This is a genomic window from Bradyrhizobium liaoningense, from assembly GCF_018130785.1.
Taxonomy (GTDB): domain Bacteria; phylum Pseudomonadota; class Alphaproteobacteria; order Rhizobiales; family Xanthobacteraceae; genus Bradyrhizobium; species Bradyrhizobium liaoningense_A.
The window spans coordinates 1-14,706 of record NZ_JAFCJT010000016.1; the positions used below are offsets into that span (position 1 = coordinate 1).

The 14,706-nt window shown below is 63.6% G+C and carries 20 protein-coding genes and 2 pseudogenes; 12 read left to right on the forward strand and 10 right to left on the reverse strand.

Annotation, left to right across the window (positions count from 1 at the left end; all coding sequences use genetic code 11):
* Positions 1–297: 297 nt before the first annotated feature.
* The 3 genes from JQ627_RS26195 to JQ627_RS26205 all read right to left on the reverse strand — a co-directional run bounded on the left by JQ627_RS26195 (position 298) and on the right by JQ627_RS26205 (position 2,416).
* Positions 298–942 carry a DUF2182 domain-containing protein gene (locus JQ627_RS26195; protein WP_212486973.1) on the reverse strand — a complete coding sequence of 215 codons (645 nt, stop codon included), beginning with the start codon at positions 940–942 and terminating at the stop codon, positions 298–300.
* 109 nt (positions 943–1,051) lie between these two features.
* Positions 1,052–1,753 carry a DUF1326 domain-containing protein gene (locus tag JQ627_RS26200; protein WP_212486974.1) on the reverse strand — a complete coding sequence of 234 codons (702 nt, stop codon included), beginning with the start codon at positions 1,751–1,753 and terminating at the stop codon, positions 1,052–1,054.
* Between the two features lie 516 nt (positions 1,754–2,269).
* Positions 2,270–2,416 carry a hypothetical protein gene (locus JQ627_RS26205; RefSeq protein WP_212486975.1) on the reverse strand — a complete coding sequence of 49 codons (147 nt, stop codon included), beginning with the start codon at positions 2,414–2,416 and terminating at the stop codon, positions 2,270–2,272.
* A gap of 132 nt (positions 2,417–2,548) precedes the next feature.
* Here JQ627_RS26205 and JQ627_RS26210 point away from each other — a divergent pair, with 132 nt between their 5' ends.
* From JQ627_RS26210 to JQ627_RS26230, 5 genes and pseudogenes are all read left to right on the forward strand, one after another.
* Positions 2,549–2,794 (forward strand): DUF3551 domain-containing protein, encoded by a 246-nt coding sequence (locus JQ627_RS26210; protein WP_306330602.1) that lies wholly within the window; start codon positions 2,549–2,551, stop codon positions 2,792–2,794.
* Positions 2,795–2,924: 130 nt separating this feature from the next.
* Positions 2,925–3,125: a hypothetical protein gene (locus tag JQ627_RS26215; RefSeq protein WP_212487188.1), complete on the forward strand. Its 201-nt coding sequence runs from the start codon at positions 2,925–2,927 to the stop codon at positions 3,123–3,125.
* Positions 3,083–3,256 (forward strand): annotated as a pseudogene (locus JQ627_RS26220) (ferritin-like domain-containing protein); the annotation flags it as partial. The gene JQ627_RS26215 and the pseudogene JQ627_RS26220, both read left to right, overlap by 43 nt.
* Positions 3,257–3,435: 179 nt before the next feature.
* Complete coding sequence (locus JQ627_RS26225) at positions 3,436–3,801, forward strand: response regulator transcription factor (protein ID WP_212486976.1); 366 nt, start codon at positions 3,436–3,438, stop codon at positions 3,799–3,801.
* Positions 3,802–3,920: 119 nt separating this feature from the next.
* Positions 3,921–4,436: a ferritin-like domain-containing protein gene (locus JQ627_RS26230; protein ID WP_212486977.1), complete on the forward strand. Its 516-nt coding sequence runs from the start codon at positions 3,921–3,923 to the stop codon at positions 4,434–4,436.
* A gap of 14 nt (positions 4,437–4,450) precedes the next feature.
* On the opposite strand, the gene JQ627_RS26235 is transcribed toward JQ627_RS26230, so the two are convergent.
* Genes JQ627_RS26235 through JQ627_RS26250 form a run of 4 tightly spaced genes read right to left on the reverse strand, consistent with a single transcriptional unit; the run spans position 4,451 to position 6,456 of the window.
* On the reverse strand, positions 4,451–4,939 hold the full coding sequence (locus JQ627_RS26235) for a DUF3147 family protein (protein WP_212486978.1): 489 nt from the start codon (positions 4,937–4,939) through the stop codon (positions 4,451–4,453).
* Positions 4,936–5,283, reverse strand: coding sequence for a DUF3147 family protein (locus JQ627_RS26240; protein WP_212486979.1), 348 nt, complete (start codon positions 5,281–5,283; stop codon positions 4,936–4,938). Before JQ627_RS26240 ends, JQ627_RS26235 begins: the two co-directional genes overlap by 4 nt.
* Positions 5,280–5,885 carry a cupin domain-containing protein gene (locus JQ627_RS26245; RefSeq protein ID WP_212486980.1) on the reverse strand — a complete coding sequence of 202 codons (606 nt, stop codon included), beginning with the start codon at positions 5,883–5,885 and terminating at the stop codon, positions 5,280–5,282. The genes JQ627_RS26240 and JQ627_RS26245 overlap by 4 nt, the downstream gene beginning before the upstream one ends.
* Positions 5,872–6,456, reverse strand: coding sequence for a phosphatase PAP2 family protein (locus tag JQ627_RS26250; protein ID WP_212486981.1), 585 nt, complete (start codon positions 6,454–6,456; stop codon positions 5,872–5,874). Before JQ627_RS26250 ends, JQ627_RS26245 begins: the two co-directional genes overlap by 14 nt.
* Positions 6,457–6,573: 117 nt before the next feature.
* Here JQ627_RS26250 and JQ627_RS26255 point away from each other — a divergent pair, with 117 nt between their 5' ends.
* The 6 genes from JQ627_RS26255 (at position 6,574) to JQ627_RS26280 (ending at position 10,892) form a co-directional block, all read left to right on the forward strand.
* Positions 6,574–6,771 (forward strand): hypothetical protein, encoded by a 198-nt coding sequence (locus JQ627_RS26255; protein WP_212486982.1) that lies wholly within the window; start codon positions 6,574–6,576, stop codon positions 6,769–6,771.
* A gap of 80 nt (positions 6,772–6,851) precedes the next feature.
* A complete protein-coding gene (locus JQ627_RS26260) occupies positions 6,852–7,106 on the forward strand; it encodes a SemiSWEET family sugar transporter (protein WP_249143395.1) in 255 nt (84 codons plus the stop codon).
* 13 nt (positions 7,107–7,119) lie between these two features.
* Positions 7,120–8,268 carry a YihY/virulence factor BrkB family protein gene (locus JQ627_RS26265; RefSeq protein WP_249143379.1) on the forward strand — a complete coding sequence of 383 codons (1,149 nt, stop codon included), beginning with the start codon at positions 7,120–7,122 and terminating at the stop codon, positions 8,266–8,268.
* 725 nt (positions 8,269–8,993) lie between these two features.
* Positions 8,994–9,371 (forward strand): hypothetical protein, encoded by a 378-nt coding sequence (locus JQ627_RS39680; protein ID WP_312015809.1) that lies wholly within the window; start codon positions 8,994–8,996, stop codon positions 9,369–9,371.
* A gap of 220 nt (positions 9,372–9,591) precedes the next feature.
* On the forward strand, positions 9,592–10,359 hold the full coding sequence (locus JQ627_RS26275; protein WP_212486983.1) for an SDR family NAD(P)-dependent oxidoreductase: 768 nt from the start codon (positions 9,592–9,594) through the stop codon (positions 10,357–10,359).
* Between the two features lie 17 nt (positions 10,360–10,376).
* Complete coding sequence (locus JQ627_RS26280) at positions 10,377–10,892, forward strand: inorganic diphosphatase (protein ID WP_212486984.1); 516 nt, start codon at positions 10,377–10,379, stop codon at positions 10,890–10,892.
* 528 nt (positions 10,893–11,420) lie between these two features.
* On the opposite strand, the pseudogene JQ627_RS26285 reads toward JQ627_RS26280, so the two are convergent.
* From JQ627_RS26285 to JQ627_RS26295, 3 genes and pseudogenes are all read right to left on the reverse strand, one after another.
* A pseudogene (locus JQ627_RS26285) lies at positions 11,421–11,853 on the reverse strand (SDR family oxidoreductase).
* Positions 11,854–12,047: 194 nt separating this feature from the next.
* Complete coding sequence (locus JQ627_RS26290) at positions 12,048–12,602, reverse strand: DUF4142 domain-containing protein (RefSeq protein ID WP_212486985.1); 555 nt, start codon at positions 12,600–12,602, stop codon at positions 12,048–12,050.
* A 106-nt stretch (positions 12,603–12,708) separates the two neighbouring features.
* Positions 12,709–13,785, reverse strand: coding sequence for a flavodoxin family protein (locus JQ627_RS26295; protein ID WP_212486986.1), 1,077 nt, complete (start codon positions 13,783–13,785; stop codon positions 12,709–12,711).
* Between the two features lie 324 nt (positions 13,786–14,109).
* Here JQ627_RS26295 and JQ627_RS26300 point away from each other — a divergent pair, with 324 nt between their 5' ends.
* A complete protein-coding gene (locus JQ627_RS26300) occupies positions 14,110–14,562 on the forward strand; it encodes a PPC domain-containing DNA-binding protein (RefSeq protein WP_212486987.1) in 453 nt (150 codons plus the stop codon).
* Positions 14,563–14,706: the final 144 nt, after the last annotated feature.

Here is a 14,706-nt window from a genome sequence, read left to right on the forward strand (position 1 = left end):
AGCGCCTCATCGATTCCCCCAAAAGAATCACAGGAGAATCATAACAGCAGACCGCCGTTTTTACACAGCCAGGGTCACAAGCGGCGGTCGAGGTAAGCGCGGCCCCCCGTCCGGTCCAATACCGACGCCGACATCACAGCTTCGGCCTTCTTCGGCCACAAGCTGACATCAGGAGTGTGAACGCGACGCTCCCGCAGCCCCTCCCTCAGGACATTATCGATTTACTTCCATCGGTGCAGCGACCGCCGCGATCCGGAATCTCCTCATGGGCTTCGTCGCCAGCACCTGGGGACGTCTTCAGCTCGCGCCGACGCCGAACACTACGACTGCCGCCAGGCACAACAGCGCACCGACCGCGCGGCTAAACCGTGCCGCGCCCGGCGCCCATTTCTCTGCGATGACGTAGGCAGCAATAACCGCGATCCAAAGCAGATTCATGACACCTGCGACAAACAGCAGCGCCATCAACACCCAGCAGCAGCCGACGCAAAAAGCGCCATAGCGAAAGCCCCCACGCATCGCGATTGTAGCGCTCGACGGATTGAGCACCGCTCCCCATGGCGAGCGGCACCGGACGAGACAGGCCTGCTTCAATGGCGTGAACTGGAAGAGCCCAGCAATTGCGAATACAAAGGCGCTCAAGAACGTGCTCGCGCTCTCCATCATCGGCGTGACCAGGGTCGCCTTGAGCAGCGCCCAGTGCACGAGAGTGGCCGCGATGCTGAAGCCGCCCCAAGCAACAAGATACCCCGCGATAAATCCGGCGGCGTGCGCGGAGCCGCCGATGCGGGTGAGAACTAGGATTATTGGCAGGACGGATGGCAGCATCATCGCGGCCATCATCACGGTCCACATCAGCAAGACGAGGCCGAGATCGGTCGCGTCCCAGTCCACCATCTGAGGCATGATCCACATGTCCATACCGACATTCATGTGGCGCATGCCCCAATCCATGTAGACAAGGTACGTCCACCCCCCTCCGATAAAGAGCCCGACCAAGACTCCCACGGGCAAGAGGCGCCAACCCTCCATTGAGATTAGACGAGGACTTTCAGGCCGAGTTGAAGGCGAAAGGCGCATAGAATCCACTCTTGCCGCTGATCTCCCACTGGAGATCGAAGTCTCTGTACGTGGTATGCGTGGATTTCGCGGCCACGTATGGAAACGGTCTTCGCGGCAAGTTCTCGACACGGATCTCCTTGCCGTCCAGCCCCTCGATCGCAGTGATGTCGGCATCCCCGATTCCAGCGATTGCCATCTTCCACTTCCGTCCTTGAACCTCGAACGTGATCGGCACAAATTTGACGCCGAGCACTTCCGCGACCGATCCGGCCTGCGCCGCAAATGCACCTCCCGGCTTGAAGGAGAAGATCGCGCTCAGTGCCTCGCGTTGCGCAGGGTTGGCGCGCTCGTCGATGTAGAACGCCCCCCGCCAATTGCCTTTCGCCATGTGGCTTGGCGAGACGTTCATTCTCACCACGTTCAAGCCATCGAGCGTCACGTCGCCTTTCCGGCCGGCTTCAACATGGTAGCCGAGAAGGACCGTACACAAGCCGGAGGTCGGGGCATTTCCGACGACGCAAGGGCACATTGCCTCGCAATTGCAGGCCTCCATATAGAGGCCCTTGACATTCCACGTGCTCTTCTCCTCCGCCGCTTGCGCAACCCGGACGGGGCGCAGTGCGCTGAGAACAGACGCAGCAGTTATTGAGCCAGCAATGTCGAGCAAACGGCGACGGGAGAATGGTGTCATCGTAACCTCCCCGCGTATATTGATCAGCGTAGTGGACGCGCTGTCAGTATCAAACATTAGGGTCACACTTGATCTTGGTGTGACTGAGCGCAATTGAGGTGAGTATAGCCCTGTGGACGATCCTTAGGTAGCAGCTTTCCAAGCGACCAATTCGATGAAAAGGCGGATTCGGGCAGCGGCTCTGACATGCTTGTTTGCGTGTTGGCCTGCTGGGATCAAATGCGATGTGGGTCTGAAGACCGCTGGAGGTCAAAAGCAGGCTTGAGCCATAGGCGCCCCCGGTCAATAGCACGCATTCGAAGATGCTGTGGCCCATGTGGGTTGTCCTGATCGCCGGATCGACCGGCACTGCATTACGTGCTGTTCGCCCTCCCAACCGTTACGTCACACCGGATGTCCGGCGCGATAGGCTACACCGCGAGCGCGATGGGCTCCCTGTAGCGCCCCCCTGTCGAACGTCGCGGCCGAACTAGATCGCCGTGCCCTCGGTTCCATGCCGGGATAGAAGCCGACGTCTCAACCCCACTCGTCGGCGGTGGTCGACACGCCGCCGCGCACGCCAATCGTGCCGATGCGGACATCGCTGAAATAGATGTGCCAGGTTTCCTGGTGGCCGTTGTCGCTGCGCGTCGGGTCAGTGCGGTCATGGCGATGCCCTAGCACAAGGCGTGTACTACGACGACAGTGCCGGTCGCAGAGTCGTGAATGGCACCATATCCGAGGAGCAGGCGCTCACCGCCGCGCAGGGATATCTTGCGCAGCGAAGGACAGCGCAAAGCGGAGGTGGCGATGCGGATGCTACGTTGGATATTCCTCAGTGCGGCGATCCTGGTGATGACCCCGGCTAAAGCTCAAATGTACGATCCGAGTTTTCCAGTTTGTCTTCAGGTTTGGCAGTGGGGTGGCGGCTACTACTTTGACTGCTCCTACTCGACATGGGATCAGTGCCGAGCGAGTGGGAGTGGCCGTGCAGCGATGTGCTTGGTCAACCCTTATTGGAACCGAGCGCAGCCGCGGTCATCCGGCGGCCGCTTCTACTGAAAACCGCTGGCGCAGGGCGATCCGTTCGGAGGCGTGACCAGCCCTCGCAGCGGCGCAGGCCGATTTCGACCTGAATAAGCAGCCTTTCCCTTCCCCGAACCGCTTGGATCATCGCTTGGTGGAGGTGACTATGCGTCAGGCCCCGCCAATTATTCCCGAAACCGAACACGACATCTACCTCGTCCTCGACACCTACGGCCGCCGCCACGGGCGCGCCTGGGCCGAGACCGGCGAGGAATGCACCGACCGCGACACGCTGCTGCGCGATCTGATGGAGGGCCAGTACAGCAGGCCGTGGAGCACTATGAAATCACGCGTTACGGCACGCTGATCGCCTGGGCGAAGAAACTGGGCCGCGACGACTGCGCCTCCGTCTTGCAGCAGAACCTCGACGAGGAGAAGGCGACGGACCAGAAGCTCAACAAGCTCGCTCTGAGCGACGTGAATCAGAAGGCGGCGTGAGTTTTCACGCGCGCTGCGTTGCAGGACAACCCCTTCGATCGAACGGCCCCGCGCCTCGGCGAGTCCGTTTTCGCTTCGGCTGATGCGAGCGAAAACTATCCCATCTGAATCGCGGAACCGGCTCAGGGACTCGGAGGTTCGAGATTCATTGCGATTGCCAACTTATTAGGGTTTTTCCGGTGCGTATCCTCGTCGTCGAAGACGATCCCCTGATCCGCGAGTTCGTCGTCCAAGCTCTCCGGGAAGAAGGCTTCGACGTGATCCACGCCGCCGACGGCGAACAGGCGCTCTCATGGTGCGGCCGCCAGGCCGCCGACGTGCTTGTCACGGACGTCAAGCTGCCGGGCGGAATCGACGGCTGGGAGATCGCCGAGCGCTGCCGCGAGCAGCATCCCGACCTTCCCGTGATCTATGCGACGGGATTTTCGCCAGTCACCCCGCGCCCCGTACCCAACAGCCTCATGCTGCAGAAGCCGTATCACCCGGAGCAGATCGTCGAGGCCATCCGAGAGGTGACGAACGGCCGGGCGCCACCGCCGACCTAGCCGTTGCTTCGGGCGAAGAAGGTCTCGGCTCGGTCGCTCATGGGGTTCCCCGACGTCGCAGACCGGAACCGTGAAAGGGCGCGGGCGTTCCATGCCAATTGCGAAAGGAGAAGTCTATTATGGGTATCTTCACCAAGGACATCAAAACCATGGACGACCTGCTGATCCACGGTCTGCAGGACATCTACTACGCCGAGCAGCAGATCCTCAAAGCGCTCCCGAAGATGATCGACAAGGCTACCAACCGCGACCTCGTCGCCGGCCTGAAGAATCATCTCGAGGAGACCAACAAGCAGGTCGAGCGCCTAGAGAAGGCGTTCGCGAAGCTCGGCAAGGAGCCCAGCGGCACCAAGTGCCCCGCCATCGACGGCATCATCAAGGAGGCAGACGAGACGGCCGGCGAGATCGAGGACAAGGCCGTGCTTGATGCCGCCATCGTCGCGAACGCGCAGGCCGTCGAGCACTACGAAATGTGCCGCTACGGAACGCTGATCGCGTGGGCCGAAGAACTCGGCCACGACGAGATCGTGCGCTTCCTGACCACCAATCTGAACGAGGAAAAGGCGGCCAACACCAAGCTCAACACGGTCGCTCTCCGCAAGGGCGTCAACGCGAAGGCCTCGACCGTGGCCTGACGGCAAGTGGAGCATCAGAGGGGCCGGCTTCGCGGCAAGGCGGGCCGGCCCTTCTCGCGAGCGGCCGTCCGTCGGCTCGATCTCGTTTTGCTTCGCACGTACCAGGCCGCGACCGAGACCGCCAACCAGGCGAGAGAAGCGCCCACGAACGCTCCGGCGACGGTTCGTTCGACCAAAAACCAGAACACGGCTGCGAATGCGAACATGCCCGCGGACCCAAGAACGGCGCCGGCCGAGTCGAGCGCGGCCGCCATCTGACCGCGTCGCTCCCCGGGAAGGGCGGCCTCGCGCTTGCGGCGGATTTCGTGCTTCTCGATCAAAGTTGCGCTGGCGCAGAAGATTGCGGGCAGCGCGAGGAAGAGACCGCCGATCGAAGCGCCGTATCGGCTGCTGATGAGGCCGGTGAAAACCGTGGCGGCGCCGCCGAGCGCGAAGCGGATGACGTACTCATACCAGCGCCCCTCCCGCAGCGAGGAGAGCGAGACGCGAATGGGCGACGTCATGCCTGACCTCCGGCGACGGCCCACAGGCCGAACGCCGCGGCGAGCCAGACCACGATCGACATCAAGGTCGCGGGCAGAGCCCTCACCCGCGCCCGAACGAGAAGCTGGCATACGAAGGCGCTATAGATGGCAAGCGCGACGGCGCCGGCCATCATCGATCCCGTCTGGACGGCGGCGTAGTTGGCGCCGTGCTGGTGGATCGCGATACCTAGCGTGGCGAGCGCGACGGAAGGCGCGGCCCCGAACAAGCCGGCGAAGCTCTTTGGTCTCAGGAGGTCGCCTAGCATCGCGAAGGCCGATACCACCGCGCCGCCCACCAGTAAGCGGATCAAGTATTCGCTCATTTCGGCTTCTTCCAAAGCTTCGCGAGTGGCCCGGCGGCACCGTAGACCGGGTCCTTACGCGGGACTGCCACCTTCGGAATCGTTTTGAGCGCGCGCGGACGATCCTCGACCGCCGTGCATTCGTCGTAGGTGCCGGTCGCCGGATAGGCTCCCACGACGAGGAAGTCATCGTCCGCCGACAGGCACTGGTGACCGGTCCCGGCGGGCAGAACCGCGACGTCGCCGGCCTTCAGCGTGTACGTTCGTCCCTTGTTGCCGCCGAAGCGGACCCGTCCCTTGCCGCGCGCGATAGCGAGTACCTCATGGATCCGGGAATGATAGTGCACATAGTCGTAGATGCCGTCGCGCCAGCTATCGCCCCAGCCGTTGGCCTCGAACAGGTCTTCCATCACCGCGGCGGGATCATGTTTTCCGGCAAGCTCGACCACCTTCCGATAGATAACCAGCGGCCATCGGGGATGGTTGGGGACCAGACCATCGTCCTTGAAGCGAACGGTCGCAGGATTCCGCTCATGCACAAGATCCGCAGCTCCCTTTTTTCCGGGGCGCCGCAGGCCAGTCGCGCGCTCCGCATATTCCTTCAAGTCCTCAATTATCGGCATTGCGGCTCTCCATCGATCCGTCGGCGGCATATCCGGTCCAGAGACGAAGGATTCGCTCCAGCATGGCGCCGAGCACGAATCCGGTTACGACGTCGCTTGCCCAGTGCGCCAGGACGGCCACTCGCGTGAGCGAGAGACCGATCGCGAGCGCGCGGATCGCCTGGCGTGGTCCGCGCGGCAGAGGTCCGACCGCGGACGCCAGCGCACCCATGTGCAGCGCGTGTCCGGAGGGAAAGGCGTCCTCCCGCTCCCCCGAGAACGAGATGCCGTGGATGTGTCCAAGTACGGTCCTGCGGTCGGGGCGGGTCTGGTCGAACAGAGATTTCATGCCGTGGGGCAGAAGCGACGCAGCTACGGTTACCAGCAGAGCGTGATTGCCCGCCCGGCGCAGCGCCTCGCCTTGCGTTCGAGTCGCGAGCCAACCTGCCGTTGCGAGGACCAAGAGAATCTTCTCGTCGGCTCCCCAGGTAAGCCCACGCGCCATGATCTCCGCTCGGTGATTGGTGTTGCGAGCGACCGTCCGCGCGATCCGCACATCTGCTTTCGTGGGCTTGACGGTCACATGAGCCATTGCTTCGTCCGGTTGAGCTATCTCATTCATTCTAACGCTGGAGGCAGTTCCCGGTTCGCTTAAACACAGAGGAACCATCCGCTGAAGCCGTTGTTGAAAAAGCGAATTGGAGGTCCAGTGAAGAAAAGGATGGCGCAGAAGCTGGCCTTGGCCGCGATGCTCGTGCTGGGTGCCGGCGTCGGGATATTCCTGATCGGCGGACGAGATTCCGGTGCGGTGCATGCGGATTCTGGCGTCACGACTGAGGCCGCCGCTGCGGCAGCCGGCGCCACGGTCCAGCCGACCGACCCGCCCCTCAAGGTCGAGCCCAAGTAGTCAAGCCCTTGTCCTCGTTCGCTCCCTACATCGGCGGGATCGCCGCGCTCCTCGCATCGCTCTCCTACCTGCCACAAGTCATGAAGGCCTGGCCCCGGGGATCCACCGGCGACCTCTCGCTTGGCATGTTGTCGGCGCTCACGCTGGGACTCGGGCTGTGGATCATCTATGGCGCTATCGAAGGCGACTGGGTGATCGTGCTTGCAAATGTCGCCGGCGCGACGGCTGTCCGGCGTGGTCCTAGGCTGCAAAGTGCGGGATATGCTGGCCTAGGGGCTGACCTTCCGCAAGACGTTGGCCCCAGGAACTCCTCCCTCGTTCCAGCGATTGCTTGATCCGGAGGAAAACATGAGCGCAGTTCGGAAAACCGCTCGCCGGGGTGACGGATTGAATCTCGCGGCAGCGCTGGGACTGCTCGCCGTGGCGCTTTTGTGGGACCGCATCGCGCCGCCCGAAAGGACGGCACGGACCAAGGACGACGAAGCGTTTCCGGCGAAAGAGGATGCCGATCGGCATGCCTCGCCGGCCGAGCTTGCGACGGAGGCCGGAGACCGCGGACGCCACGCAACGTCGCCCGCGGAAATCCCCGCGCGGGGATGGAAGGACATCCTCTGGCGGGTCTACGGCAACATCGGCGAGCACCGCATTCTCGCGCTCGCGGCGGGCATGACCTACTACAGCCTTCTGGCCATCTTCCCGGCCATCGCCGCGCTGGTCGCGATCTACGGCATCTTCTCCGATCCCGGTAGCATCGCCAAACATCTCGACGACGTGGCCGGCTTCATCCCCGGGGGCGCGGTGGACGTTGCTCGCGAGCAGCTCACGCGCGTCGCCACGAAGGGCGACAAGACGCTCGGCTTGACGTTCGCGATCGGCCTCGTCATCTCGCTCTGGAGCGCCAACGCCGCCATGAAGTCGCTGTTCGACACGCTGAACATCGTATACGGCGAGCAGGAGAAACGCGGTTTCGTGAAGCTCAACGCCATATCGCTCGGATTCACCGTCGGCGGCATCGCGTTCGTGATGGTTGCTTTAGGCGGCGTCGTCGTCGTTCCAGTGGTGCTAAAGTACGTCGGACTGTCGAACGCCGCGGACTTGCTCGTCCGGATCGGACGCTGGCCCGCCCTCTTCGTCGCGCTGGCCGTTGCGCTGGCCTGCATCTACCGGTTCGGCCCGAGTCGTCAGGCGCCTCGGTGGACCTGGATCACCTGGGGCAGCGCAGCCGCCACGATTCTCTGGCTTGCGGCCTCCGCGCTGTTCTCTTTCTACGCCGCCAACTTCGGCACCTTCAACGCCACCTACGGATCCTTGGGGGCGGTCATCGGCTTCATGACGTGGCTCTGGATTTCGGCCATCGTGATCCTGCTCGGAGCCGAGCTCAACGCGGAGATGGAGCATCAGACCGCCCGAGATACCACGACGGGAAGACCGAAGCCCCTCGGAGCGCGTGGCGCGAAGATGGCCGACACCGTCGGTGCGGCGAGAGAACATGGTTGACGCGATGCGCCTCGCAGACCTGGCGCTACGGTCTTCCGATCGGACGGCTCGAGGGCAGCATGGACGATCTCGTGCTGCAGGGTACGGCAGTCGCAATCGCTGCGGATCGGGCGCATCGTTTCAGCAAGCCGGTCCAGGACCACATAGACCTCGAGGAAGGAATCGGCGTCGCGGGAGACGCTTCACGCCGGCGCTTTCGTCCGCCACAGGTATCTCGCTCGCCGGTCGCCCCGCATGCCCAACCTCCGCCAGATCCATCTGATCCCGGCCGAGCTGTTCGAGTCGCGGTGCGAAGCAGGCTTCGATGCGGCGGCCGGAGAACTCGGCGAGAACATCACGACGGCCGGCCTGGATCTCGAGCGTGCCGCTCGGGACGCACATCCGCCTTGGTCCCTCGGCGGTCGTGGAGCTGACGGGGCTGCGGACGCCATGCGTCCTGATCGAGCGCTTCCGCGCCCGGCTCAAAAGACAGGTCCTGTCGTCGGAGAAAACGGGCCCTCCATTCAAATGCGGCGTCTTGGGCGTCGTTCGGGTCGGCGGGCGCGTCGCCGCCGGAGCTGGAGCGCACATCCTGCTCCCGAGCGAACCGCATGACCTCCTCGCCCCGCTGTGGATCCCGATCCTACAGGACCTGCCCTCCTGACGGCGCGTCACCGCAGACCCCTCCCGCGAGGAACGGCAACGCACCTCGCCCGTTTGGTCCCGATTGGCACGGGAGACGCCGCGTGAGCGCGAAAGATACCGCCATCGGGACGGCAAAGCAGATCGTCGCCGAGATCGTGGGAGACGGCAGGCTTGCCCGGGAAGGCGCGCGCCAAGCGGCGAGCGTCCCCGCCGCGGACGCTCTTCCATCGCAAGAGTTCTCGGTGCCGACAACCGGCACCGCCACCCTCTCGGAGCCAGCGCACATGGACGAAGTTCAGTTCGCATCCCTGCTCGGCCGTGCCGCTTTGAAGGTATGGCCCGATCTGCCTCGGGACGCGCAGGAGCAACTGTTCGCCGCCGCCGTGGACGATGGCGTCATCGCCAACTCCCTCGCCGAGTACCTTCACGACCACCATCCGAGAACAAACCATCCGGCCAGGCCGACCCGCCTCGCCTAGGCGGGCCGTAAACACGAACCGGAGAATTCCATGCCGCTCGCGCGCAAATACCCGAAGACGACGCCGATCGAACCCCGACAAGGCTCGCGACATGCGCGAAGCCGTCGTTGAGGACGCCGGCGAGACCGGCGTCGTAGACCGGGATCTGGTGCATGGCGACGGCGGGACCCTGGGACTCGACGACGACGAAGATCTAAACAGGGACGACTAGGATTCGGACATGAAGGATCGCTTCGAGGACAAGGTCATCATCGTCACGGGCGCGGCATCCGGCATCGGCGAGGCGACGGCGCGTCGCTTCTCGGCCGAAGAGGCGAAGGTCGCCCTCATCGACCGCCAGCGCGAGGCGCTCGAAAAGGTCGCCGGCGAGCTTCCGCCGGAGCGCACGCTCGCCCTTGTCGCGGACGTGTCGGATTCGCAGTCCGTCGATGACCTGGTCGCTGCGACCGTGAAGCGTTTCGGCCGGCTCGACGTGCTGGTCAACAATGCGGGCGTTCACGAAGGCGGCGATCCGGCGGAGATCACGAACGAGCAGTGGCGGAAGGTCATGTCGACCGACGCCGATGGCGTCTTCTTCGGCTGCCGGGCCGCCCTCCCCCATCTTTTGAAGACGAAAGGCTCGATCGTAAACACCGCGTCGGTGTCGGGAATGGGCGGCGATTGGTCGATGAGCCCTTACAACGCCGCGAAAGGCGCCGTCGTGAACCTCACGCGAGCGTTGGCGATGGACCTGGGGAAGAAAGGCGTCCGCGTAAATTCCGTCTGCCCCAGCCTGACGCGCACCGGCATGACCGAGGACATGATGGATGACAAGGAGCTGCTGGCGAAGTTCGCCGAGCGAATACCGCTCGGACGCGTCTGCGAGCCCCGGGAAGTCGCAGCGGTCATCGCCTTCCTCGCGAGTGATGACGCCAGCTTCATGACCGGCGCGAACGTCGCCGTGGACGGCGGCGTGTCCGCGTCGAACGGGCAGCCGCCGCAGGAGTAATCGGGACCAGAGGGTACATGGCCAATTTTCTCAAGCTGCCGACCTGGGCGGACAAGGATTTGGCGAACTGCGTTGTGGAGACTCCGCGCGGCAGCTCCTGCAAATTGGACTGGGATCCCGCGCTGAAGGTCTTTACGCTCGCCAAGCCGCTGATGGCCGGCCTCTCCTATCCGTACGACTGGGGCTTCATCCCCTCGACCAAGGCCGAAGACGGCGATCCGGTCGACGTCCTGATCATCCACGATTCACGGACCTATCCCGGCGTCGTGCTGCGCTGCCGACCAGTCGGCGTTCTCGAGGTGCTCCAGCACAGCAACGGGAAGGAAGAGCGCAACGACCGCGTATTCGCGGTACCGGACCGCTCGTCGCTGGAGACCGATCTGGAGGACATTCGGAAGCTTCCCGCCCGGGCCGTCGAGGAACTCGAACTGTTCTTCCGAGCGACGGTCGCGCTCGAAAAGAAAGAGCTCCAGTTCCTGGGTTGGCACGGTCCCGGCCACGCCATCAAGACGATCAAGCGACACTCGAAGTGACGCGATCGGGCGCCAGCATAACCGTACCGCCGAAGCTTGCCCAACGTCGATGATTTCAGTTGAGCCGCTGCAAGGCTAGGAAGCGGCGAGCCCCTACCGGGAGCTCGCGCAAACTTCCGCAGACTTGCTAACAATCGTTTCCGGCTTTTGCCGCGCCCTGCGCTTCCTGCGAGGCCGTAGGCTGACCCTGCGTCTGACGCTGCGCGTCCTGCGAGGACGTTGCGACGTTGCCTGAAGCCTTGTCCATGGCTGCGGTCGGCGGATGCTCCTTGCTTGCCGTTGCCGTACCAGTGGTCGTCTGTGCGGTGCTGCCGGGCGTTGGACCCGAACCTGCGTCCTTGTTGGCTGTGTTGCATGGGCCTGCCTGTGCAGCGCCAGTGGCGAGAATGGCTGCTACGCAGGCGGCGAAGACGGAGTGTCCTACTTTCATCGCGAAGCTCCAATGGTTGGGAATCGCCGACAACCGCGTCGTCGAGCTCAAGTTCCTAATGGGCTCATGTTCCAAAGCTCGAACGGTTCTTGCTCCGCCTAGGGCTGGCCTGCGCCGCCGGATGAGCCATAGACCTGCCCGGTGGCATAGCTCGCATCCGCGGCCGCGAGTTGCACGTAGATCGAAGCGATTTCGACCGGCTGGCCCGGGCGGCCCATCGGCGTCTGTCCGCCGAACTTCTCCAGCTTCTCCATCGTGGCGCCGCCGGAGACCTGTAGCGGTGTCCAGATCGGGCCGGGTGCGACGCCGTTGACGCGGATATGCGATGGCCGCTGCGCGGCCCATGCCGGAATCGCCGCCGGTGATCAGCGCCTTGCGGCCGCTGAGCCGGCCCGAGCCCTTGTAACTGGTCTCGCCGTGATCCGGCTTCGGATCCATCTTGCCGGCGAGGCCCGGCCAGGGCTGGGACTGCCTCTTGAAAGGAGGCTTCGGATAGAGGGATGTAGGATCAGCGAGAGTTTGGTCGGCCATGGTCTGGTGTCCTTGTGCTTTCGCGTGTGGCAGCGCGGCCGCGGCAAGGCCCGCGCTTGCTGCGCGGACGACCTGCCGTCGTGTCACGAACTGCCTGGATGATCTGGGCACGCGAGCTCTCCCGATTGCCGTCAAAGGCGGGGAGGCGTCGACGGAGAATGCCGGCGTCAACCGGCATTCTCGATCGCTGATGATTACTTGCTGGTCTGGCCGACGCTCGGAGCCTTGCCGAGCTCCTGCGCCATATCGAGATGATGCTTGAGCGCAGGGAGGGTCTTGCCGGCCCAGTCCTTGAGGTCCGCATTGTCGCCGCCCTTGGCGTAGCGCTCGAACAGCGACACCGCGTCCTTGTGCGCGCTAACCTGATAGGAATCGTAATCCGAGCTGAAGTCCTTGCCGGTTGCCGCCTTCAGCTTGTCCAGCTTGCTCTGGTGCGAGGTGTCGAGCGCGGCGGGGACCTCGGCCTTGACCTTGCCGCTGCTGACGAGACCTTTCAACTCGCTCGAGGTCTTGGTGTGATCGCTGACCATCTGCTGGGCGAACGTCTTCTCCTGCGCATTGCCCTTCTGCTCGGCGAGCTTGCTCGACTCGATCTCGAACATGTCGGAGATCGCCACTTCCTTGACGAAGTCGGCGGTGGTCGGCGCGACGCCAAGCGCCGAGTTGACGCCGCTTTTTTCTCCGAGCGATTGGGCGAGCGCGGACCCGGCGAGAAGCAGGCAGCCGAGAGCAATGATTGTCCGTTTCATGATTGATGTCCTTCATGCGGCAGCGTCGCGAAGCTGCCGCCTCGATGTTTGCGGCGACCGACCTTCAGCAAAGCCTGATGTTCCTAATGGCCGCCAACAGCCGCGTTTACTTCGGGTTGGGATCCTTCAACCCGCAGCCGGGATCTTGTAGCCGGCCCGTTCTTGCCAGCCGGATCGCATTGCCCAGCGCGCGCGCCGTGTTCTGCACTTCCTGCTGGAATGCATGGTCTTCATCCAGCGCCTGGTGCGAGGTCGCATATTGCTCCATGTAACCGACATAGCCATCGGTCTCGCCGAAGCGGCCTGCGGAGACCAGGTGCATGTCGATCAGCCAGTCCGACAACGCTCGGCGCGCGCCCTCGGCGCCCACGCTGTCGCCATGAACGATGAGGCCGAAGTGACGGCCCTCGAGATGACGCGGATAGGACCAGCCCCTCAGCTCGATTGTCTTGGCTTCCGCGGCCTTCTTGCCGTGGGTCGAGGTCGGATCGGGGTTGCCGCCGTCGGCACAGACCATGCGGTCTATCAACGCCTTGAGCCCGCCCGGAACGTGATACCAGTTCACCGGCGTGATGATGAGGATGCCGTGCGCAGCGACCCATAGGGGATAGATCTCGTTCATCCAGTCGTTGGTCTGGCCCAGCGAATGGTTGGGATAGCAGCTGCACGGCCAGTGGCAGAGCGGCATCGCGGTCGAGACGCAGGATTTGCAGGGATGGATGGTGCGGCCGTATTCCGAGGTCAGCCGTGACAGATCGAGCACGTCGACGGCGAAGCCCATCTCGATGAACTCGCGCTCGACCTGCTCGACGAGGCGCCAGGTCTTCGACATCTCGCCGGGGCAGGTGTGCTCGCTGCGGGCGGAGCCGTTGATGACGAGGATGCGGGGGGCCTCGTTGGCATCGTCATGCCGGCGCTGCGCTTCCAAGATCGCGGCGCGCGCATCGAGCCAGTCGACGGCGAGATCGTAATCGGGATCGGCAAAGCCTTCGCCGGCCTTGCGCGTCAGTGGCGCCTTGCGCGAATGGCTGTAGGCATCCCAGGCGGCGCCGACGATGGCATCGAGCTCACGTGTCAGCGGCGCGAAGGCGGGATCGATGAACTGACTGCGGTAGCGCGCCTCGAAGGCCTCGCGCGACAATTTGACGGGCGGCATCCCCTCACGAACGTCCGGGTCTGTCATGCATCCTCGCGACGAAACCGATCCAGGCGACCAACCCGGACCCATGCGCGCGGTTCCTCGCGCTGGTCCGAACCAAACCCGCTAAGCGGCGTTGGCTCTTACACCGCCGGGTGACAACCGGACGCAACGGGGACGATGGACGCGGCGCATTTTTCCGGTTTCCGCCCGCGACATCAACGCATCGGTACGCGCTGACATCTGACCTGTTCCCGGCGCGTGCAGCGCTCACAAACGAGATCGAGGGATCGGACCTATGAAGCTGACCGGCCAAATGATCACTAAAGTTAGCACAAAGGGCTTCCAGCCCAGCGCGAGCGCCCGGTCATGAAGAGCGCCAGGATAGCCGGGGTGTCGGGTTCCGAGACCCTTGTCGTGATTCTCGATTCCGGAGAAGAGGCGTTCGCTGCGCTTACGAAATTTGCGAGTGACGCCGGCATTACCGCGGCCTCATTGACCGCCATCGGCGCCTTCGAAAGGGCGACGGTGGGTTGGTTCGATTTCGACAAGAAAACCTACAAGAAGATCGAAGTTGCCGAACAGTGCGAAGTGCTGAGCGCGCTCGGCGACATCGCCGTGGGCGACGACGGCAAGGCAAGCCTTCACATCCATGTGGTGCTGGGACTGGCCGACGGGACCACCCGCGGCGGGCATTTGCTCGAGGGTAAGGTGCGCCCGACGCTGGAGGTTGTCGTTACGGATACGCCTGCTCACCTCAGGCGAAAGAAGAAGCCCGATCTCGGCATTGCGCTCATTGATATCGCGGCGGCGAAGGGTTGACGTTACTTCTTCTCGTTCTTCGGTGCCGGCGCACCATCCTTCTCACGTTTGACGGAGGAATCTTAGCCGACTCGTGGCTTTTCACACAGCCAGGGTCACTAGCGGACTTCACATGCAGCCGGCGGGATGTCTGCAATAAGTCTG